Source organism: Mycolicibacterium litorale, assembly GCF_010731695.1.
GTDB lineage: Bacteria > Actinomycetota > Actinomycetes > Mycobacteriales > Mycobacteriaceae > Mycobacterium > Mycobacterium litorale.
Genome location: NZ_AP022586.1, coordinates 3749283 through 3769517 on the forward strand (window position 1 = coordinate 3749283; position 20235 = coordinate 3769517).

The following is a 20235-nucleotide window of genomic DNA, read 5'->3' on the forward strand; positions in this document are numbered from 1 at the left end:
CCGGTTGAGAATGACCATTAACATAGGACGGGACATCTCGAAGGGGGAAGCGTGCGACCACGTGCTTGGTACGTCGCCATCGGCGGCGCCATCCTGCTGGCCATCGGTTTGTTCGCGCTCCGCTTCCCCGTTTTCATCGACGGGTACGACCAGTGGGGCTGGCAGATCAACTGCGGTAGCGGATTCGTCGCCAACCTGACGCAGGCCGAGAACGCCGCGGTCGACGGCACCGACTTCGTCGCCTCGTGCCAGAGCGCGTTACTGAGCCGCAGGCTGTGGACGATTCCGCTGATCATCGTCGGGTCGTTGGCCCTGCTGGCGGTGTTGCTGACCGCGACGATCACCCACCAGGACGACGAGGCGCTCGCCGGCGATCGGGAAACTCCCTAACATCGCGGTGTGAATGCACCCGGCAGTCGCGCACTGCCGCGTCGGCTCGGTGTGACCGACGCGATCGTCATCGGTCTCGGCGCCATGATCGGTGCGGGAATCTTCACCGCGCTCGCACCCGCCGCCGCCGCGGCCGGTAGTGGCCTGCTCGTCGGCATGGCGCTGGCGGCGGTCGTCGCATACTGCAACGCCACGTCGTCGGCCCGCCTCGCCGCGCGCTACCCGCAGTCCGGCGGCACCTACGTCTACGGCCGAGAGCGGCTCGGCGAGTTCTGGGGTCACCTGGCCGGCTGGGGTTTCGTCGCGGGCAAGACCGCGTCGTGTGCCGCGATGGCGCTGACCGTCGGGGTGTACGTGTGGCCCGACGGTGCGCGCCTGATCGCCGTGGCCGTCGTGGTGGCGCTGACGGCGGTCAACTACGCCGGTGTGCACAAGTCCGCGCTGCTCACCCGGCTCATCGTGGCGTTCGTGCTGGCCGTGCTGGCCGTCGTCGTGGTGGTCGCGCTGGGTTTCGGTGACCCCGCGGTCGGGCGGTTGGCCCTACCCGACGACGTCTCGGTCGGCGGGGTGCTGCAGTCCGCCGGGCTGTTGTTCTTCGCATTCGCCGGCTACGCCCGCATCGCCACTCTCGGTGAGGAGGTGCGCGACCCGGAACGGACGATCCCGCGTGCGATCCCGATCGCGCTCGGGATCACGTTGGCGGTCTACGCGGTGGTGGCGGTCGCGGTGCTGGCCGTCTTGGGCAGCGGGACACTGGCCGACGCGGCGGCGCCGCTGACCGAGGCCGTCCGGGTCGCCGGGTTCGCCGGGTTGGTTCCGGTCGTGGCGGCGGGTGCAGCGATCGCCGCACTCGGCTCGCTGCTCGCGCTGATCCTCGGCGTCTCCCGCACCACGCTGGCGATGGCGCGCGACCGGCACCTGCCTGCCGGTCTCGCGGCGGTGCACAGCCGGTTCGGCAGCCCCCACCGGGCCGAGGTCGCGGTCGGGGTGGTCGTCGCGGTGCTCGCTGCGACCGTCGACCTACGCGAAGCGATCGGGTTCTCGTCGTTCGCGGTCCTGATCTACTACGCCGTCGCCAACGCCTCCGCGTGGACGCTCGGCTACCGGGCGGTGCCCGCGGTGGGGCTGGCCGGGTGTCTGGTGTTGGCGTTCGCACTGCCCTGGACCTCGGTGGCCGCAGGCGCCGCGGTGCTCGGAGTGGGTGCGCTCACCTACGCGGTACGGCGCGCGGGGACGACGGGGAGCGGTGCAAGATAAGCAACCGTGATGCCAGCCAAGACCAGATGGACGTGGAAGCCCGTCGAAACCCGCTCGGACGCGGATTTCGTCGTTGCACCCGATGAACGCCTGAGCTGGCCGCGGACCGTCGGCCTCGGTGCCCAACACGTGGTCGCGATGTTCGGGGCGACGTTCCTGGTGCCGGTGCTGACCGGCTTCCCGCCCGCCACCACCCTGCTGTTCTCCGGCGTCGGCACCATCCTGTTCCTGATCATCACCGGCAATCGGCTGCCCAGCTATCTGGGTTCCAGTTTCTCGGTGATCGCGCCCGTGACCGCGGCGGTCGCGGCGGAGGGCACCGGTAGCGCGCTGGGCGGCATCGTCGCGCTCGGGCTGGTCCTGATCGTCATCGGCGGCGTCGTCCATCTGGTCGGTACGCGCTGGCTCGACCTCGCCCTGCCGCCGGTCGTCACCGGCGCGATCGTGGCGTTGATCGGGTTCAACCTCGCACCGGCCGCGAAGGCGAATTTCGAGAAGGGTCCCGTCGTCGCGACCGTCACCCTGGTGCTGCTGGTGGCGACGCTGGCCTTCTTCCGGGGCATGATCGGCCGTCTGGCGATCTTCCTCGCCGTGCTGATCGGATACCTGCTCGCGCTGGCCTTGGGAGACGTCGACACCTCGGCGATCGCCGCGGCCCCGTGGGTTGGTCTGCCCGACTTCCAGGCACCGTCGTTCTCGCTCGCGGTGCTGCCGATGTTCCTGCCCGCGGTGATCGCGCTGATCGCCGAGAACATCGGGCACGTGAAATCGGTCGGGCAGATGACCAGGACGGATATGGACCCGCTGATGGGCCGGGCGCTGGCCGCCGACGGCGTCGCGACGACACTGGCCGGAATCGGCGGCGGATCCGCCACCACCACGTACGCGGAGAACATCGGCGTCATGGCCGCCACCCGTGTGTACTCCACGGCCGCGTACTGGGTGGCCGCCGTGGTGGCCATCGCGCTGTCGCTGTGCCCCAAGATCGGCGCGGCCATCTCGGCGACCCCGGCCGGTGTGCTCGGAGGCGCGACCGTGGTGCTCTACGGGTTGGTGGGCGTGCTGGGCATCCGCATCTGGCTGACCAACCACGTCGACTTCTCGCTGCCGGTCAACCAGATGACTGCCGCAATCCCGCTCATCATCGGAATCGCCGACTTCACCTGGCAGGCAGGCCAGCTCACGTTCACCGGTATCGCACTGGGGTCGATCGCGGCGCTGCTGGTGTACCACGGGATGCGGCTGCTCGGACTGCGCACCAGCAGGGCCGCCGGGCAGACGCGCGGTCGGGACACCCCGACCGCGCGTCCGGCGTGACTCGAGCTATTCAGCGCTGTCCGACGCGGAGCCGCTGTCGGACGCCGAACCACCCTCCGACGCCGAGCCGGCGTCGTCCGATGAGCTCGGGGCGCTTCCGGATTCGGCGGGCTTCGCCTTCTTGCCGGTGAGTCCTGCGGCGGCGTTCTTCAGCCCGTTGCGCACGTCATTGACCGCGCCTTCGATGCCCTTGCGGAGGTCGTTGAGCGGATCCGCCTTCTTGGTGACGACGGCTTCCGTCCCCGTGGTGGCCTCGTCGTCCTCGACCACAACCGCCGCGTCGTCCACGGGCGTGGTGGACTCCTCCTCCGCGCCTGCGGTGTCTGAGCTCAACCCCGCTGTCGGATCAGTCGCTCCCGCTTCCGTTTTCGGCGCTTCGGTCGTTTCCAGTGCGGGAGTGACGTCCAACGTGACGGTGGTCGTCGCCGCCTCGGTCACGTCGGCGCTACGGGCGGACGCCAGTGCTGCGGTCGAGGCGGTAGCGCCCAAGGCCTGGGCGATCATGTCGCGTGCGGTCAGGAGTGCGGCGACAATTCCCTGGTCGTAGCGGTAGGGCGGGGTGCCAGGGTTGAGCAGCCGGTCCAGCACCGCCGCGGTGATGTTCGCACTGCCGTTGGTGATCGCGTTGATGAATCCTTCGGGGTCGCCCGCCTCGGCGGCGTCCAGGAGCGCTTCCGCCGCTCCACCGATAGCGGTGTTGAGCGCGTACACCGTCTGAAGCGGGCCGAGTCCGATGTTCAGGAGGAACTCCTGGTTCCCGAGCAGACCGATCACGTTCTGGGCGCTGACGAACGGTTGTTGGAGAACTCCCACCAGATCCTGGAGGACGCCGTCGCCGAAGAAGATGCTGTCGAGTAGCGGGCCGATGACCGGTGAGATCGCGAGGTCGAACAGCGTGTTCATCGCCAGGGTGATCTCACCGTCGGAGAGTTGCTCGAACGCGGTCTCGAGCCGTCCCGGGGCCTCGACGAGCGCCGTCCGGAACGATTCGCCGAACACGCCGGCGATCCCGCCGAGCGTCTGTGCAGTGGCGAGCTGATTGGCCAGAATCTGCTGCAGGATCGGCGCGGGGTTCGCGAACACCCGCTGGCCGAGGGCCCCGGTGTCTTCGAACGCCTTCTCGAAGATCGGCGCGAAAACCTCGATCGGGTTGACGAGAGCGTTCAGCTCCACCGTCGCGGATGACATTGCCGGCACCGTGACGTCGGGCATGGGCGTCACCGGGCTCAGGGCAATGGCCCCGACACCGGCGAGCGCCACGCCCGCGGTCAGATAGGAGCGAACGGCAACCTGCATTGAATTCTCCTTTGCTCTGTCCCACCCCGGCCTGAAACTTACCTGAGAGTAAGTTTAAAGCAAGCATGAATTCGCAGATCAGCGCGATGCATGCAGAACGTCGCACGGAACCCGTCCGCGCTATCCAGAAAACGAAGTTTGCTGTCCGGCAGCGAGGCCGCTCCTGATAATGGGAGTGGCTAACTCTTTGTCATGACAATGACCGCCCACGCGCGCAAACTCCCCGGATGACGGTGCGCCCCGTGCGCGAACCCCGGGTTCCGTTCGCTGCGAGCCCGCCCCTCAGCCTCGGTATCTGCTGTTACTCGTCGGTAACAGGAGTCGATGTGGGACGGACCACGTTTGCCCGCCCAATATGTCGCGCCTCACGCCGGGGCCACTCCGCTAAGTGGTCGCCGTCGACGCCGGCCAGCGGCAGCAATCGACGATCGACAAATCCCCCATTATGTCCAGTTCGCTGTCGTCTCGCGCACTCATGTAAACAACGCATTCAGTAGGGGTGGAGTACCGGTGCCGAAGCTGGGTACTACCGCCCGGGTGTTGCGCACCGGCCCGGCCGCCCTCGTCCTGCTGATCGCGGTCGCCTGCGGCATGGAGCCGTCCGCGCCCGGCCGGCGGCCGCATCTCGAGGAAGCGGCACCCGCGCTGGCGCCCGCGGACCCGTCGGGCGGACGGCTCCGGTCACGCCCGGCGCCACCGACGTTGCCGCCGTATCCGCCCGGGTTGCACGAACTCGACATCGGTACCGACCGCACCGCGCTGCTGTACGTCCCCGCCGGCTACCGGCCGGATCAGCCCGCGCCACTCGTCGTCCTGCTGCACGGCGCAGGCGGCGACGCCCGCGGCGGTATCACCCCACTGCTCTCACACGCCGACGAGGCCGGACTCCTCCTGTTCGCACCACCCAGCCGGCACCGAACCTGGGACGTCATCGTGCGCTCGTTCGGTCCCGACATCACCGCCCTGGACACCGGGCTGTCGCACGTCTTCGCCCGTCACGCCGTCGACGCCGAGCACCTGGGCATCGGTGGCTTTTCCGACGGCGCGTCATATGCCCTCTCGGTCGGGCTGACGAACGGCGACCTCTTCACCACCGTGCTGGCCTTCTCCCCCGGCTTCTCCGCGCCGGGTGAGGCCGTCGGGCAGCCGCGGGTGTACATCTCACACGGTGTCGACGACCGCGTGCTACCCATCGACCGCACCAGCCGCCGACTCGTCCCGTCCCTGCGCGGCGCCGGTTACGACGTCCTGTACGAGGAGTTCGCGGACGGCCACGTGGTGCCGGCGGACAGGGCGAGGCGGGCCGTCGACTGGTTCCTCCACTAGTGCGATGCCAGAGGAAGCGGGGCTCCGACGATGGCTTCGACCACTGGTATGCCGTTCACGCCGACGGCCGCGGCAATCTCCGGGTGACGCCGATGGACTGACTACCGCACCTTGCGGTCGCGGTTGTCGCGCGGGGGCACCCCGTTGGCGCCGTCGATGGACCGTGCGTAGGTGCCGACCGCGAAGGCCACGCCGGGCGCCATGATGCCCAGTGCCCGACGGTCGACGTTGTCGACGGTATCGCGCCGGGTGTGATAGTTCGGATCGAAGGGCGTGGCGGCACGGCCGCCCCACAGGCGCGCCTGCACCGGCGTCTTCTGTTGTGCCGCACCGGTGGTGAGCCCGCCGATCGGAACGCCTGCGGCCAAGAACGGTTCGTAATCGGTGGCGTTGCCCAACGGCATGTCGGCGGGACGGACGCCGGCGAGGTTGAGATATCCGGCGAGCAGCCGTTCGACGCCCGCCGACCCCTCGGGGACGGGCACCGGGGCGGTTGCGGCGGACTGGTCGCCGTCGTAGGTGAAGTATCCGGCGTTCGGTGAGCCCAGCATGTCGAAGTTGAGATACACGGCGATGTCGGCGAGATGCTCGGCGTCCAGACTGCGAAGGTAAGCCCGTGATCCTTCCAGCCCGATCTCCTCCGACCCCCAGAACGCGAACCGGACGGCGTTGTCGATCTGCGGGGAACTCCCCAACTGCAGGGCGGTCTCCAGCACCGCGGCCACACCCGTGCCGTTGTCGTTGATACCCGGGCCACCCGCCACGCTGTCGAGGTGGGCACCGGCCATCACCACGTTGCGAGCGTCGCCAGTCGTGGTCTGTGCCAGCACGTTTCGGGACTTCGCCATCACCGGCTGGCCGTCCAGTCGTAACCGCACCGGCGCGGTGGTGCGGCGCAGTGCGGCGTTGGCGTCCGCGCCGATGATCCCGACCGGAATGGTCAGTTCGCGGTAGTACCCCGGGGTGAACAGGCCCGGTGGGCTGCCCTTGTCCCCACCCGTGGTGACCACGAGCAGCCCGACGGCACCTCGGTCGACCGCGACGTTCTGTTTCACGACCACCGAGCACCCCGTGTCGTCGACGACCACGATCGCGCGGCGGACATCTGTCCTCCCGTAGTCGGCGGCGGCACAGCCGGCGGGCTTCACCGGGCGCAGCGTCACAGCGTCGACACCTTCAGGGCCGGTGTCCACCAGAAGTGACGCCTTGTCCACGGGGTGGCCGCGACCGTTGACGGTCAGCCCCGGTGCACCGCCACGCGTGCCGCCGTAGCGGTCGAACTCCGGCGTCTGCACCTCGAACCCTCTGTCCCGCAGCAACTTCGCGACATAGTCGACGCTGGCGTCGAAGCCGGGTGTGCCCTGCGCGCGGTTACCGCCGTTGCGTTCGGCGATGTCCTGAAGCGCCTCGAGGTGGGTGCTAAGGGCGTCGACGGTGACCTTGGCGGCCAGATCGTCTGCGAGATCGGCCGGAGGCGGGGGCGGTGATGAGCAGGCCGCGGCCAAGGCCACTGCCACGGCGACGACTGCCCAGCGGAATCTCATCAGGCGCCGGCGGGATGGCGCGTGCGGTCATCACGAAGTGGAATACCGTTGCGCCCGCGCTGATCCTGCGCGTACAGCCCGACCGCGAAGGCGACGCCACCGCCATTGATCTCCATCGCGGTGCGGTCGATGTGCCCGAGGTTGTCCTCTTTCTTGTGGTAGTTCGGGTCGAAGGGCGCGTCGGCTTCACCACCCCAGCGCTCGGCCTGCTCTGGCGTCTTCTTCTCTTCCGCACCGGAGAACAGTCCGCCCGCCGGGATACCGGCGAGCGTGAAACCGTCGTAGTCCGAGCGGCCGTCGAAGCTGGTGTCCTCGGCCGGTTTCCCCGCATCCGCGAGGTACCTGGCCAGCGTGCGCTCGATGCCCGCCGACCCTTCCGGCACGCGCGGTGTTCCCGCCTCGGGATTCGGCGGTGTGGACTGATCCCCGTCGTAGGTGAAGTAGCCGGGGTTAGGTGAGCCGAGCATGTCGAAGTTGAGGTAGAGCGCGATGTCCTTGAGTTGCTCTTCGTCGAGCGACTGGGTGTAGTCGGACGAGCCGAGCAGCCCTTCCTCCTCGGCACCCCAGAAACCGAACCGGACCGCGTTGCGCACGTCGGGCTCAGCGCCCAGTTGCAGCGCCGTCTCGAGCACCGCGGCGACCCCGGAACCGTTGTCGTTGATGCCGGGCCCCTCCGGCACGCTGTCGAGGTGCGCACCGACCATCACCACGTCGGCGGTGGACCCGGTCTTGGTCTGCGCGATCACGTTGCGGGTGCGCTCCTCGCGTACCCCGGCGTTCAGACGCAGAGTCGTTTCCCCGGGGGCGTCGCGCAATTCGGTACCGACCGCCTTGGTGACGCTCACCGCTGGGATTTTGACGTCGGTCTCGTCACCCAACGTGCCGTTGACGACGTCGCCGTCGACGTTGTTGACCACCACCATGGCCACCGCGCCGCGTTCGGCGGCGATGGTTTGTTTCACCGAGAACGGACACTCCCCGCGATCGACCAGCACGACTGCGCCCTGCACCGGCAGGCCGTCGTAATCGGTGGCGGTGCAGCCCGGCGAGTCCTCGACACGCGCGGGCACCAGCGGTCCACTCACTCCCTGGGGTGCGGTCCCGATCGTGTACTCGAGCGGTTTGGCTTCGATGTTCCGGCCGCCGACGGTGAGCTGCGGCTCCTCGGCGAACGGCAACCTGACCTCGAATTCGGGGGTCTGTACGTCGAAACCCTTGTCGCGCAGAGCGTTGGCGACGTAGTCGACGCTGGCGTCGTAACCCGGCGTACCCAGCGCGCGGTTCCCGCCGTGCGCGTCGGCGATCTCCTGCAGGTCGGTCAGGTGCCCCATCATCGCGTCGACGGTCACCTTGTCCCGCAGCGCGGTGCCGAACTCGGTCGCGGCGGGCGAGGTCTCCTGGGTCGACGGAACCGCCGCCGGCGCGGGTGCCGCGTCGCGTCCACACCCGGCCGAGCCTGCCGTGACGGCCGCTATCGACAGCACCACCAGCATCTTGCGCACCATTGCATCCACGTTAGCCGGTGCGCGGGAGTGCTCGGTGGCATTCGGCCCCCGTCAAACCCTCGTGGCGCCCTCCGGTTGCGGTTCGGGCTTGGCGTGGCGGCCGGCTCCGGTCGGCGCCTGTGGTGCAGCGGCTTTCACAGGTTCAGCGGGCCTCCTGTGACGGTGGAGTCGGGCCGCGACGCCGTCGGCGATGGCCTTGGACCGCTCACTCGGGATGAACGCCACATACAGCACGAAGACCGCGAGGCTGAACAGCCCGATCGCCATGCTGACGAAGATGCACAGATGGAGGACGACGCCGCCAGCCAGCACCCACGGCCGCCACCGTCGATTCCACACCATCAGGCCGATCGCGAGTTCGATGACCAGGGTGCCCCAGCTGAGCACATTCGAGATCACCAGCGTGTCGGTGATCCAGGTCGGCGTGGTGAAGAACAGCAGATCCCGCTGCCGCAGGGAGTAGGCCACCGCGGTGCCGTCCTGCCACGTCTCGCCGTGGAGCTTCGCCACCACCGTGGACACGTAGATCACCGACACCTGGATCTGCATCAGGCGGATCGCCCACAGCGGTCGCACCTCGGCGTTCCAGAAGCTGCCGGCCCGTCGGCGCTGATCGAGCGACAGCGCCGCACCGGACGGCGCCAACGCGATGAACAACGCTTCGATCCGAAGGAGCACGTCGCCGGCGTTCATGACGAACGGGTTGCGTCTTTCGAACGACACCAGCAGGACGAAGACCAGGATCGCGGCGAGGCGGCTGTGCCAGCCGACCGTCAGAGCCAGGGACGCGGCCAACAGCACGATCCAGCCGATGAGTACGGCACGGTCGTCGGGCAGTAGCCGGAACAGGCTCCAGGTGAAGTCCGGGGTCGGGGATCGTGGCACCACACCCGCGGGCCCGAACAGGTCGTCGAGTGAGGGGTACAGCGACAGGGTCCACGCCGTCATCAGCAGTCCGAATGCAATACGGACCAGCCCGACGGTGTAGGCGGGTTCGGTACGGAACCAGAACCGCTGCCATGCACGGACCGAGCGACGGGCGGTGTCCCCGACGCCTGCACGGACGGCGATCACCGCGCCTGCTCGGCGGGCTTGGAGTCGTAGATCAACTTGCGTACCTTCTTGGGCTTTCCCTCCGCCGGGAGGGGCAGGGTCTCGCTCTGCATGATCATGAGGACGCGGACCGCTCGTTCGCCCGGGTCGGTGACGTCGCGGACGACGTACCGCGCGAGGCCGGGCCGCAGCTCTTTGCGCCGGATCACTTCTTCTTTGAGCTTGCGCCAGCGGTATCCCGGCAACGACCGGTCGGCGTCGAGCCGCCACACGCGGTCCTCGCCGTCGCTCATGATGACGTGCACCTCGACTTCGGTGAGCTTCCGAGGCGGGTTCGGGGAGAACACACCCCAGCTCTGGTCGAGTCCGGTGACGCGCATCAGCGGAGCGAGCACGGGGCCGGCCGCATCCTTGATCGAGGAGTCCGGCAGCGATCCGACGACCGCGGTCGCGACGAGCAGCGTCACCATGACGCTGATCGCGAATTGCCTTGCACCGACGGGCCTCTCCGGCTGATCGGTCGGGTCGGCGGCACGGTTTTCGATGAGGCTCACCACGGTGGGCTAGAACTCCCACCAGCCGTTGCGGCCGATGTTTCCGTCGCCGCCGAGGATCAGGTCGGCGAATCTGTTGACGATTTCCTGGATGAAATGCACCACGCTCCAGAACAAGTCGGACAGGAACTTGAAGAACCGTGCGATCGGTCCGGGCGTTGGCCGGTGGTCGGTGGAATCGGTACCGTCGCTGGCGTCGACGCCGCTGTCGATCGTGTCGGTAGCGTCGCTCACGTCGAGGATGCCGTCGAGTACGTCGGAGGAGTCGAGTAGGTCAGCGGTGTCGACTGCCCCGTCCACCGCATCGGTGACGCTGTCGACGGTGGCGTCGGTGACGTCGAGGAGGTCGGTGCTGTCGACCACGTCGGTGAGGTCAGCCGCGTCGGCGGTGTCATCGACGGTGTCGAGTATCCCGTCGACCGCGCTGTCGATGAGGTCACCCACTCCGCCGTCGGAGGCGTCCGAGGAATCACTCACATCCAGGGTGGCATCGAGGGAGTCGACGGTGGAGTCCACGGCGTCGGCTGCCCCGTCGGCAGCGGTGTCCAGCGTGTCGGTCAGGTCGGTGCTGTCGACCACATCGGTGAGGTCAGCGGTGTCAGCCACGTCGTCCACGGTGTCGAGGATCCCGTCGACCGCACTGTCGATCATATCGCTCACCCCGCCGTCCGGAGTGTCCGACGAATCACTCACATCGAGGGTGGCATCGAGGGAGTCGACGGTGGAGTCAACGGCGTCGGCCGCCCCGTCGACAGCGGTGTCCAGCGTGTCAGTGAGGTCCGTGCCGTCGACCACATCGGTGAGGTCAGCGGTGTCAGCCACCTCGTCCACGGTGTCGAGGATCCCGTCGACCGCACTGTCGACCAGATCGCTTACCCCGCCGTCCGGAGTGTCCGACGAATCACTCACATCCAGGGTCGCGTCGACTGCATCCAGCGTCGAATCCGCCGTATCCCCAACACCATCGACGGCGGTGTCCAACGTGTCGGTGAGGTCGGTGCTGTCGACCACATCGGTGAGGTCAGCGGTGTCAGCCACCTCGTCGACCGTGTCGAGAACACCATCGACCGCACTGTCGACCAGATCCCCCACCCCGCCGTCGGAGGCGTCCGACGAATCGCTCACATCCAGGGTCGCGTCCACGGCATCCAGCGTCGAATCCGCCGTATCCCCAACACCATCGACAGCCGTGTCCACGGTGTCGGTGAGGTCGGTGCTGTCGACCACGTCGGTCAAGTCCGCCGAGTCGGCCACCTCATCGACCGTGTCGAGAACACCGTCCACCGCACTGTCCACCAGATCGCTTACCCCGCCGTCCGGGGTATCCGACGAATCGCTCAGATCCAGGGTCGCGTCGACTGCATCCAGCGTCGAATCCGCCGTATCCCCAACACCATCGACGGCGGTGTCCAACGTGTCGGTGAGGTCGGTGCTGTCAACCACATCGGTCAGATCCGCCGAATCGGCCACCTCATCGACCGTGTCGAGAACACCGTCCACCGCACTGTCGACCAGATCCCCCACCCCACCGTCCGGAGTGTCCGACGAATCGCTCAGATCAAGAGTCGCGTCCACGGCATCCAGCGTCGAATCCGCCGTATCCCCAACACCATCAACAGCCGTATCCAGGGTGTCGGTCAGGTCGGTGCCATCAACCGCATCGGTCAGATCCGCCGAATCGGCCACCTCGTCCACGGTGTCGAGGACACCGTCCACCGCACTGTCGACCAGATCCCCCACCCCACCGTCCGAGGTGTCCGACGAATCGCTCAGATCGAGGGTCGCGTCAACTGCGTCGAGGGTGGAGTCCACGGTGTCATCCACTCCGTCGACCACCGTGTCCACGGTGTCGGCGAGATCTGTCAGATCGACCGCGTCGGTCACGTCCAACGTGTCGTCAAGGCCGTCGACCAGATCGCCGAGGTCGAGGTTTCCCAGGTCAAGGCCGCCACCGCCACCCCCGAGATCCAGCAGACCACGCGTGCCGATCCGATTCTGCGTGGTGGGTTCGTCCGCTATTGAGCCGGCCCCCGCCCCGTCGTCCGCGGCCCCGTCGTCCGCGGCCCCGTCGTCCGAGCCCTCCGAGCCGACGGCGTCGTCCGCGGCCGGTGCAAGGGGAAGCGACCCCGCGCCGCCGGGCGCGGAGAGAAGCTGGATCGCGGGGATCTCCGGCGCCTGGTAGTAGGCAGTCACCGACAGCGCCACGCCTCCCGCGAACAAGGCGCTGAGCGTTCGTTTGACCGTGGCGCCCGCGCTCGGAATCTGGGACCTGTCCGGCTCCGGTGTTTCGTCGACCGGCCGTAACGAATGCTTGCCCATACTGCCCGACCCTCCTGCCCGGCGCTGCCCGAAGACGCCGGGGTGGCTCAAATTATGGACCTCCTTTCGGGATTGTCAATATTCGCTCGATTATTGCTTGTGCGAATAGTTACCTTCCGCAACTAACGTGCATACGCAAACGGTTGCCTGCCGCCGACTACGACGACGGCAATAGCGAGCAAAGCATCGCAGGATGCTGGATACCCCCCAATGCCCGCAAATTACGTGTATTCGCTGCACAAATAGGCGGCGCCAATGCTATGCAGGTACGCGCCGATGCCAGATCGGCAAGTGATGTCCTTCTATCACACGATCGCCATCAGCCGTCAGAGATCCGGCATAATCACTTGATACCGCAAGTTTGTGGCCGCAGTCGTGGCAGTCTGAGTCCGTTGCTGTAAATCGCAGCGACGGCCTTGTGCGAGGTGCGACGAAGCTTGGAACGCAGTCACCCGACGGCAACTTTCGTTGCACCGTCAATCACAGTGCTTTTGCCTGATCCGGTTCTGCGCGCCGGTTTCGAGCGAGTCGGTTACGGGTCGCGGCGGTTGATGTCGATCATCGCCAGCACGAACACCACGACGACGAAGCCCGCGAAGTAAGCCAGCGAGCCCAGCGGTCCCCACCACATGGAGACCGTCCGCAGCGACGGCACGGCGGTGAATGCGTTGGCGTTCGTGAACGGCAGCAGCGGGCCCACCCGCTCCCCCACCTGTGGCATCGCACCCAGCAGCGGCTCCACCACGAAGGGCATCATCAGCAAGACAGCGATGACGCCTGCGCTGTGCCGGATCAACGCGCCAAGCCCCACGGCCAGAACCGATCCCAGCATCGCGTACAGGGCGATCGCCCCGACCGTCCTCCATAGGCCCGGGTCCGACAGCGCCAGGTCCGCACCCTGCCTCTCGGTGCCGATCACCCGCACCACGACCGCCGATGCCACGACCATGACAGCGGTCCACAGTCCGGCGAAAACCGCTGCCACGACGGCCTTCGCCGACAGCACCCGCATGCGATTTGGCTCGGCCAGGAAGGTGGTGCGGATCATGCCTGTGCGGTACTCACCGGTCACCGTGAGCGCTGCAAGCACGAGAAGGACGGGAACCGCGAACGTGGCGACGCCGAGCGCCGCGCGTTCCGGCTCGATCGGGGTCGACATGCTGCCGACCGAAGCCTGCAACGCAGCCAGCCCGAGACTCAGCACCACCACACCGGCCACCGTCCACACCGGCGAACGCGTGGTCGCGAGCTTGATCTGCTCGGCCCGGATCGTCATCAGCGAGCCCGATAGTCGACGGCCTCGTCGGTCAGGCTCATATAGGCCTCCTCGAGTGACGCGCGCTGAACAGTCAACTCGTGCAACGTGACGCCGTGCCGGGCGGCCAGTTCGCCGACCTGTTCGGTGGACGCGCCGCGCACCAGGACGGCCGAATCCTCGACTGTCGACGACAAGCCCGCCTCGGCCAGCACCTCGCTCAGCCGATCGCTCTGTGGTGAGCGAACGCGGACCGTCTCCAGTCCCGACCGGTCCAGGAAGTCACTCATGGTCGTCGCCGCGATCAGCCGGCCGCGCCCGATCACCAGCAACCGGTCGGCGGTCTGCGCCATCTCGGCGAGCAGATGACTCGACACGAACACCGTCCGCCCCTCCTCGGCGAGGTCGCGCATCAGCGTGCGGATCCACCGGATACCCTCCGGATCCAGCCCGTTGACCGGCTCGTCGAACAGCAACACCGGTGGATCGCCGAGCAGCGCCGCCGCGATCCCCAACCGCTGAGACATGCCGAGCGAGAAGGTGCCGGCGTGCTTGCCGGCGACCTCCGTGAGCCCGACCATGTCGAGGACATCGTCGATCCGCTTGCGCGACAACCCGTTACTGGCGGCGATCCACCGCAGGTGCGCACGTGCCGTTCGGTTCGGATGAACCTGCCGGGCGTCGAGCAGCGCACCCACCGTCCGCAGCGGGTGCTTCAGCTGCCGATAGGGGCGGCCCATCACCGTCGCGGTCCCCGCGCTCGGGCGGTCCAGCCCCAGGATCATCCGCATGGTGGTCGATTTGCCTGCGCCGTTGGGACCGAGGAAACCGGTGACGACCCCGGCCTCGATAGAGCATGTCAGATCGTCGACGGCACTGATCCGGCCGAACCGTTTCGACAGACCATTGAGCTCAATCACTCACCGCTCCAACCTGTTCGACCACAAGGTCCGCCACCGCGCGCATGCCCGCGGCGTTCGGGTGCAGGGGCGCCGGGCGCCCCGGCCACGGCAGCCCCGGCCGCGTGGTCCACGGCACCGCCGACCAGGCGTGGTGAGACCGGCTGGCCTGCGCGGCCCGCACCCACTCACAGCCCGTGTCGGCGGCGGCCTGGCCGGTCAGCCGTTCGAGGGTGTCGGCGATTCGCCGACCCAGCGCCGCATCGGATCCCGACAGCGGTGGCACCGGCTCACCCGGCGGCGGCAGAAGCGCCAGGTAGTCGACGAACAGCACCCGGGCATGCGGGGCCCGTTCCAGCACGGCGCGCCCGACCCGGCGCAGCGATTCGCCGACCTCGACCAGTGCCCGGTCGCGGGTGGTGGCGTCGAAGAGTTCGCGCACCGGCGGTAACCACCGGACGAACCGCGGTAGCCCGGCGGCCATCAGCATCGGCACGTAACCGACGTCGTTGCCGCCGATCGTCACGGTCACCAACGTTTCGGTGCCGTCGAGTGCCTCGATCTGGGGTGGCGTACCGTGCTGCGGTTCGTCGAGGATGTTGGCGGTGGTCGCGCCCGAGTAGGTGACGTCGGTCAGGTCGAGGCCCAACCGGTCGGCCACCAGATGCGGATAGTTTCGGGCCGACCGGCCGGCGCGGAACGGCGCGTCGGCGGCCGACGGCCGGATGCCCGGGCCTGCCGCCATCGACGAGCCCAGCGCCACATACCGCCTCACAGCGCCGGACTCGACGCCTGCGCCCAGAATCGCTTCGGGATTCGGCCGGCATGGCGGGCGAGGTGACCAGCGGTCACGGCGGCCGCCATCGCCGCGGCCATCGCCGGCGGGTCGGCGGCGCGGGTCACCGCGCTGGCCAACAGCACTGCGTCACAACCGAGTTCCATCGCCAGCGCGGCATCGCTTGCGGTGCCGATACCGGCGTCGAGGATCACCGGAACGTTCGCGGCATCGACGATCATCTCGATGTGGTGCGGGTTGGCGATGCCCAGACCGGTGCCGATCGGCGAGCCCAGCGGCATGACCGCGGCGCATCCGATGTCCTCCAACCGGCGGGCGAGCACCGGATCGTCGTTGGTGTAGGGCAGCACGGTGAAGCCGTCGTCGACCAATTGCTCTGCCGCGCGGATCAATTCGACGGCGTCGGGTAGCAGTGTGCGTTCGTCCGCGATGACCTCGAGCTTGACCCAGTCGGTGCCGAGCGCCTCCCGCCCGAGCTGGGCGGTGAGTACCGCCTCCGCCGCGCCGCGGCAACCCGCGGTGTTGGGCAGCGGGCTGATGCCGAGCCGGCTCAGCAGTTCGAGCACGCCGGTGCCGGTTTCGGCGTCGACGCGCCGCATCGCCACCGTGGTCAGTTCGGTCCCCGACGCCATCAGCGCCTGTTCGAGCACGGCGAGGTTGGCCGCCCCGCCGGTGCCCAGGATCAGGCGGGAGCCGAACTCGCGGCCGGCGATGGTGAGTTTCGCGGTGTCAGCCACCCTGCACCGCCGTCACCACCTCGACGCGGGCGCCGTCGCGCAGCGGCGTCTCCCACTCCGATCGCGGCAGCACCGACCAGTCGACCGCCACCGCGATTCCCTTCTCCGGAAAGCCCATCCGCTCCACCAGTTGCGCGACAGTGGTCTCCGCGTCGAGCTGGACGTCCTCGTTGTTGACCGTCACGTTCATGTCCTGGCTCCCAGTGTCGTCTGCAGTTCGGTGGCGATCCGCTCCGCCGTCCACGGCGCGAGCAGGAAGCCGTTGCGCCCATGCCCCGCGGCCACCAGTGTGCGCTCGTCTAGCCGCTCCACGAGCGGCAACCCGTCGGGGGTCATCGGCCGCAGCCCCGCCGCGCATTCGGCGAACTCGTATTCTCCCAGTGCCGGCATGACCGTGCAGGCGTCGTCCAGCAGATCGCGCACCCCGCTGACCGCGGGTGCGGTGTCACGGCCGTGCTCGTACTGCGTCGCGCCGACCACCACTCCGTCGGCGCGCGGCACCAGGTACACCTGCCTGCCGTGCACCCGCGCCCGGATCACCCGGTGCGGGGCGGGCATACAGCCGCGGCGCCAGCGCAGGCGCAACACCTCACCCTTGACCGGGCGGATCGGCAACCCCGGCCACAGCGCAGGCGCGTCGACTCCGTTGGCGAGCACCCGCAGCTCGACGTCGTCGACCTCGCTCAGCGCGTTCACCGGCGGAGCCCACCGCACCCCGAGTCGCGTGCAGTGCGCCTCGAGCGCGTCCACGACGGCGCGGTTGTCGACGGCCAGTTCCGTGTCCGCGACGAAACCGTGCCGAATGCCTTGCGCCAGTAGCGGTTCGATGTCTCTGGCTGCGGTGGTCAGCGTGACGGGGTAACCCTGGGCGGCCAGCCATTCTCCGACGGTCTTGAGGTCGGCGGCGTCGGCGCGGTCGACGGCCACTACGAGCGATTCGCGGGCGGTGACCACGTCGGCGGGCAGTCCGTCGAGAAAGCCGTCGTGCCAGAGTCGCAGCGATTCCAGCCCGATGCTCAGCAGTTCGTGCTCCCCCGGCCAGCCTTCGCTGTGCGGGGCGAGCATCCCGCCGGCCACCCACGACGCCCCCTTCTCGGGGCTGCGGTGCACACGCACCGACCAACCGTCGAGTGCGGCGCGGCGCGCGACCGACAGGCCGATGACGCCGCCGCCGATCACGGCCAGAGTCCTATCCGGTGGCATGAGCACCTCCCTTCGCCGGCATGATCCGGATCAGGTCCGACGGTAAGGGCCGGAAAGTTTGGGCCCACTCTCAGTCCCGCTTCCCCGGGACTCCCGTGTCGGCCATCAACCCTACCCGGGCCGAGGCGCTACCGTCGCCCTGTGTCAGAACCCCTCGATCGGCTCTCCTCGGCGACGCTGTACCTGTGCACGGACGCGCGCCGCGAACGCGGTGACCTCGCCGAATTCGCCGACGCCGCCCTCGCCGGCGGCGTCGACCTGATCCAGCTGCGGGACAAGGGGTCGCCCGGCGAACAGCGGTTCGGCCCGCTGGAAGCCCGCCAGGAACTGGCCGCGCTCGAGGTGCTCGGCGACGCCGCCCGCCGCCATGGTGCGCTGTTGGCGGTCAACGACCGCGCGGACATCGCGCTGGCGGCGGGTGCCGACGTGCTGCACCTCGGCCAGGACGACTTGCCGCTGCCCGTGGCCCGCGGCATCATCGGTCCGCGTCCGCTGATCGGCCGGTCCACCCACGACCGCGATCAGGTCACGGCCGCCGTGGCCGAAGAGGTCGACTACTTCTGCGTCGGGCCGTGCTGGCCCACACCGACCAAGCCGGGGCGAGCGGCGCCGGGACTGGATCTGGTCCGCGAGGCGGCGGCTCTGAACACCGACAAGCCGTGGTTCGCGATCGGCGGCATCGACGAGGCGCGCCTGCCGGAGGTGCTCGCGGCGGGAGCCCGGCGCATCGTCGTGGTCCGGGCGATCACCGCCGCCGACGACCCGCGCGCAGCGGCTCAGCGGCTCAAGGCGACGCTCACTGCTGACCGTTGACCAGCAGCGGGATGCTCGCCGTCACCGTCCGCAGCCGATCCCAGCTCGCGGCGAAGCCCGGGTGCAGCGGCAGCGAGGCGACGTCGTCCTCGGCCACCCAACGCAGTTCGGCGCTCTCCCGGTTGGGCACCGTGCGCAGCAGTGTGGGCGCGTCGGCGATCACGGTGGTGTACGTCCACGACGCGCCGCCGGAGCCGGCGATCTCGGCGGTCACCACGGTGGTCCGCACGGTCACCTGATCCGCCGACAGCCCGGCCTCCTCGTGGGCCTCCCGCACGGCGGCCTGTTCGGGTGTCTCGTGGCTGTCGCGGGCGCCGCCGGGCAGCCCCCAGGTTCCACCCTGATGACTCCACGGCGCGCGGTGTTGCAGCAGCACCGCGGCCGATCCGTCGGGCTGCGGGGCGCGCAACAGCAGACCCGCGGCACCGTGACGGCCCCAGTAGCGGCCGCCGCCGTCGGAGAAGACCCAGCCGTCACCGTCGCCACGCACCCGTACAGGATAGGGCCGCATCTTCCACAACGGCTCGGCTCGATCGGGCGCGAGCCGTGACAGAACCTCTTAGGATTCTTTTATAGAGTCGGACGGTCGGAAAGTAGCCGGATAGATGAGGACGGCGCGCAGGTGACTGTGGAGTTGGCGCACCCATCGACCGAGCCGCTCGCGTCCCGGTCGCCGACCACACCCGCCCACCCCCGCTGGTGGTTCCTGTGGACCACACCGGGCCGCATCCTGACCATCGGCCTGGTGCTGTCCGCGCTCGCGATCGCCAGCGCCTTCGCGACGTCGACCACGATCAACGACCGCCAGCAGGCGCTGACCACGGTGCTCAACCACACCGAACCGCTGTCCTTCGCCGCCGGTGAGCTCTACAGCCGGCTGTCGGTGGCCGACGCCGCCGCCGCGACCGCGTTCATCGCCGGCACCGAACCCCGTGACGTCCGGCAGCGCTACGAACAGGCGATCACCGACGCCGCGGTCGCGCTGACCCGGGCCTCGAGCGGACTCACCGACGAGGAACTGGTGCAGCTGCTCGGCCGGATCAATGCCGAACTCGCCGTGTACACCGGACTGGTGGAGACGGCGCGAACCAACAACCGGGCGGGCAACCCGGTCGGCTCGTCCTACCTGTCCGAGGCCTCGTCGTTGATGCAGACCAAGATCCTGCCCGACGCCCAACGCCTTTACGAACGCACGTCCGCGCAGGTCGACCAGGAGACCACCGCGTCGACGCGCATCCCGGCGCCGGTCATTCTCGTGGTGCTGGCGACGCTGCTGTTCGGTCTGTTCGCCAACCGCTGGCTGGCCCGGCGGACCCGACGCCGCGTCAACATGGGCTTCGTGGCGGGCGGTCTGGCGGTGCTGATCATGGTGCTGTGGGTGGGGACCGCGCTGACCATCTCCACCGCCGACAGCCGCAGCGCGAAGGGCGCGGGCGCCGAGTCGCTAAAGACGATCACCACCCTGGCGATCACCGCCCAGCAGGCACGCGCCGACGAGACGCTGGCCCTGATCCGTCGCGGTGACGAGGAGGTCCGCAAGCAGTCGTACTACGAGCGGATCGACGGGATGCAGATGAAGCTCGCGCAGTACCTCGCGCGCGAGGACGCGATCGACAGCGTGGACCTGGTTGCCGCCGAGGATCTGTTGGCCCGCTGGCGCGCCGCCGACGACCGCATCAACGCCTACATCGCGGTCGGCAATTACCAGGCCGCCACCCAGGTCGCGCTGGGCACCGGCGAGGACGACTCCACCCCGGCGTTCGACAAGCTCAACGACGCGCTGGGCAAGGCGATCGAGCAGAGCCGCAGCCAGCTGCGCAACGACATCCTCAACGCCCGGCGGGTGCTGTCGGGTGCGACGGCGGGTGCGGCCGCGCTGAGCGTGATCGCGGCGGTGGCGGTCGCGCTGGGATTGTGGCCCCGACTGAGTGAGTACCGGTGATGAGCGCCCGCGCGAAGAACAGACAGCCG

General features: G+C 68.7%; 19 protein-coding genes and 1 riboswitch. Of the genes, 6 read left to right on the forward strand and 13 right to left on the reverse strand.

Annotated elements, in window-relative coordinates; genetic code table 11:
• Window positions 1-51 precede the first annotated feature (51 nt).
• From G6N30_RS17875 to G6N30_RS17885, 3 genes are all read left to right on the forward strand, one after another.
• Window positions 52-390, forward strand: a complete 339-nt coding sequence (locus G6N30_RS17875; RefSeq protein WP_134057627.1) for a hypothetical protein — start codon at window positions 52-54, stop codon at window positions 388-390.
• A gap of 84 nt (window positions 391-474) precedes the next feature.
• Window positions 475-1647 carry an APC family permease gene (locus G6N30_RS17880; protein WP_234880298.1) on the forward strand — a complete coding sequence of 391 codons (1173 nt, stop codon included), beginning with the start codon at window positions 475-477 and terminating at the stop codon, window positions 1645-1647.
• A gap of 9 nt (window positions 1648-1656) precedes the next feature.
• A complete protein-coding gene (locus G6N30_RS17885; RefSeq protein WP_134057631.1) occupies window positions 1657-2964 on the forward strand; it encodes a uracil-xanthine permease family protein in 1308 nt (435 codons plus the stop codon).
• Window positions 2965-2970: 6 nt separating this feature from the next.
• On the opposite strand, the gene G6N30_RS17890 is transcribed toward G6N30_RS17885, so the two are convergent.
• Complete coding sequence (locus G6N30_RS17890) at window positions 2971-4260, reverse strand: hypothetical protein (protein WP_134057633.1); 1290 nt, start codon at window positions 4258-4260, stop codon at window positions 2971-2973.
• Window positions 4261-4770: 510 nt separating this feature from the next.
• On the opposite strand from G6N30_RS17890, the gene G6N30_RS17895 reads away from it, so the two are divergent.
• Entirely contained in the window at window positions 4771-5586 is an 816-nt protein-coding gene (locus G6N30_RS17895; protein ID WP_197906146.1) for an alpha/beta hydrolase, read from the forward strand.
• Window positions 5587-5687: 101 nt separating this feature from the next.
• Here G6N30_RS17895 and G6N30_RS17900 read toward each other — a convergent pair whose 3' ends face one another.
• The 11 genes from G6N30_RS17900 to thiO all read right to left on the reverse strand — a co-directional run bounded on the left by G6N30_RS17900 (window position 5688) and on the right by thiO (window position 17451).
• Window positions 5688-7130: a M20/M25/M40 family metallo-hydrolase gene (locus tag G6N30_RS17900; RefSeq protein WP_134057635.1), complete on the reverse strand. Its 1443-nt coding sequence runs from the start codon at window positions 7128-7130 to the stop codon at window positions 5688-5690.
• Window positions 7130-8635: a M28 family metallopeptidase gene (locus G6N30_RS17905; RefSeq protein WP_134057637.1), complete on the reverse strand. Its 1506-nt coding sequence runs from the start codon at window positions 8633-8635 to the stop codon at window positions 7130-7132. The genes G6N30_RS17900 and G6N30_RS17905 overlap by 1 nt, the downstream gene beginning before the upstream one ends.
• Before the next feature lie 51 nt (window positions 8636-8686).
• On the reverse strand, window positions 8687-9709 hold the full coding sequence (locus G6N30_RS17910; RefSeq protein ID WP_134057639.1) for an HTTM domain-containing protein: 1023 nt from the start codon (window positions 9707-9709) through the stop codon (window positions 8687-8689).
• Window positions 9706-10242, reverse strand: coding sequence for a hypothetical protein (locus G6N30_RS17915; RefSeq protein ID WP_134057641.1), 537 nt, complete (start codon window positions 10240-10242; stop codon window positions 9706-9708). The genes G6N30_RS17910 and G6N30_RS17915 overlap by 4 nt, the downstream gene beginning before the upstream one ends.
• Window positions 10243-10251: 9 nt before the next feature.
• Window positions 10252-12612 carry a beta strand repeat-containing protein gene (locus G6N30_RS17920; RefSeq protein WP_163687653.1) on the reverse strand — a complete coding sequence of 787 codons (2361 nt, stop codon included), beginning with the start codon at window positions 12610-12612 and terminating at the stop codon, window positions 10252-10254.
• Window positions 12613-13093: 481 nt separating this feature from the next.
• On the reverse strand, window positions 13094-13837 hold the full coding sequence (locus tag G6N30_RS17925; RefSeq protein ID WP_134057647.1) for an ABC transporter permease: 744 nt from the start codon (window positions 13835-13837) through the stop codon (window positions 13094-13096).
• Window positions 13837-14736 (reverse strand): ABC transporter ATP-binding protein, encoded by a 900-nt coding sequence (locus tag G6N30_RS17930; protein ID WP_134057649.1) that lies wholly within the window; start codon window positions 14734-14736, stop codon window positions 13837-13839. Before G6N30_RS17930 ends, G6N30_RS17925 begins: the two co-directional genes overlap by 1 nt.
• Window positions 14729-15490, reverse strand: a complete 762-nt coding sequence (locus tag G6N30_RS17935) for an SGNH/GDSL hydrolase family protein (protein WP_179965483.1) — start codon at window positions 15488-15490, stop codon at window positions 14729-14731. The genes G6N30_RS17930 and G6N30_RS17935 overlap by 8 nt, the downstream gene beginning before the upstream one ends.
• Window positions 15487-16248 (reverse strand): thiazole synthase, encoded by a 762-nt coding sequence (thiG, locus tag G6N30_RS17940; RefSeq protein WP_134057651.1) that lies wholly within the window; start codon window positions 16246-16248, stop codon window positions 15487-15489. Before thiG ends, G6N30_RS17935 begins: the two co-directional genes overlap by 4 nt.
• The gene (thiS, locus tag G6N30_RS17945) at window positions 16241-16438 is read right to left on the reverse strand and encodes a sulfur carrier protein ThiS (RefSeq protein ID WP_134057653.1); all 198 of its coding nucleotides are present in this window, start codon (window positions 16436-16438) and stop codon (window positions 16241-16243) included. The genes thiG and thiS overlap by 8 nt, the downstream gene beginning before the upstream one ends.
• Window positions 16435-17451, reverse strand: a complete 1017-nt coding sequence (gene thiO, locus G6N30_RS17950) for a glycine oxidase ThiO (RefSeq protein WP_134057655.1) — start codon at window positions 17449-17451, stop codon at window positions 16435-16437. The genes thiS and thiO overlap by 4 nt, the downstream gene beginning before the upstream one ends.
• A riboswitch (TPP riboswitch) is annotated at window positions 17442-17558 on the reverse strand. (Overlaps the previous gene by 10 nt.)
• 34 nt (window positions 17559-17592) lie before the next feature.
• Between thiO and thiE the strand changes: the two genes are divergently transcribed.
• Entirely contained in the window at window positions 17593-18264 is a 672-nt protein-coding gene (gene thiE, locus G6N30_RS17955; protein ID WP_134057657.1) for a thiamine phosphate synthase, read from the forward strand.
• Here thiE and G6N30_RS17960 read toward each other — a convergent pair.
• On the reverse strand, window positions 18248-18754 hold the full coding sequence (locus G6N30_RS17960; RefSeq protein ID WP_179965484.1) for an NUDIX hydrolase: 507 nt from the start codon (window positions 18752-18754) through the stop codon (window positions 18248-18250). The two genes, thiE and G6N30_RS17960, sit on opposite strands and share 17 nt — an antisense overlap.
• 132 nt (window positions 18755-18886) lie before the next feature.
• On the opposite strand from G6N30_RS17960, the gene glnX reads away from it, so the two are divergent.
• On the forward strand, window positions 18887-20206 hold the full coding sequence (gene glnX, locus G6N30_RS17965) for a protein kinase G-activating protein GlnX (RefSeq protein ID WP_134057661.1): 1320 nt from the start codon (window positions 18887-18889) through the stop codon (window positions 20204-20206).
• The last annotated feature ends 29 nt before the right edge of the window (window positions 20207-20235 follow it).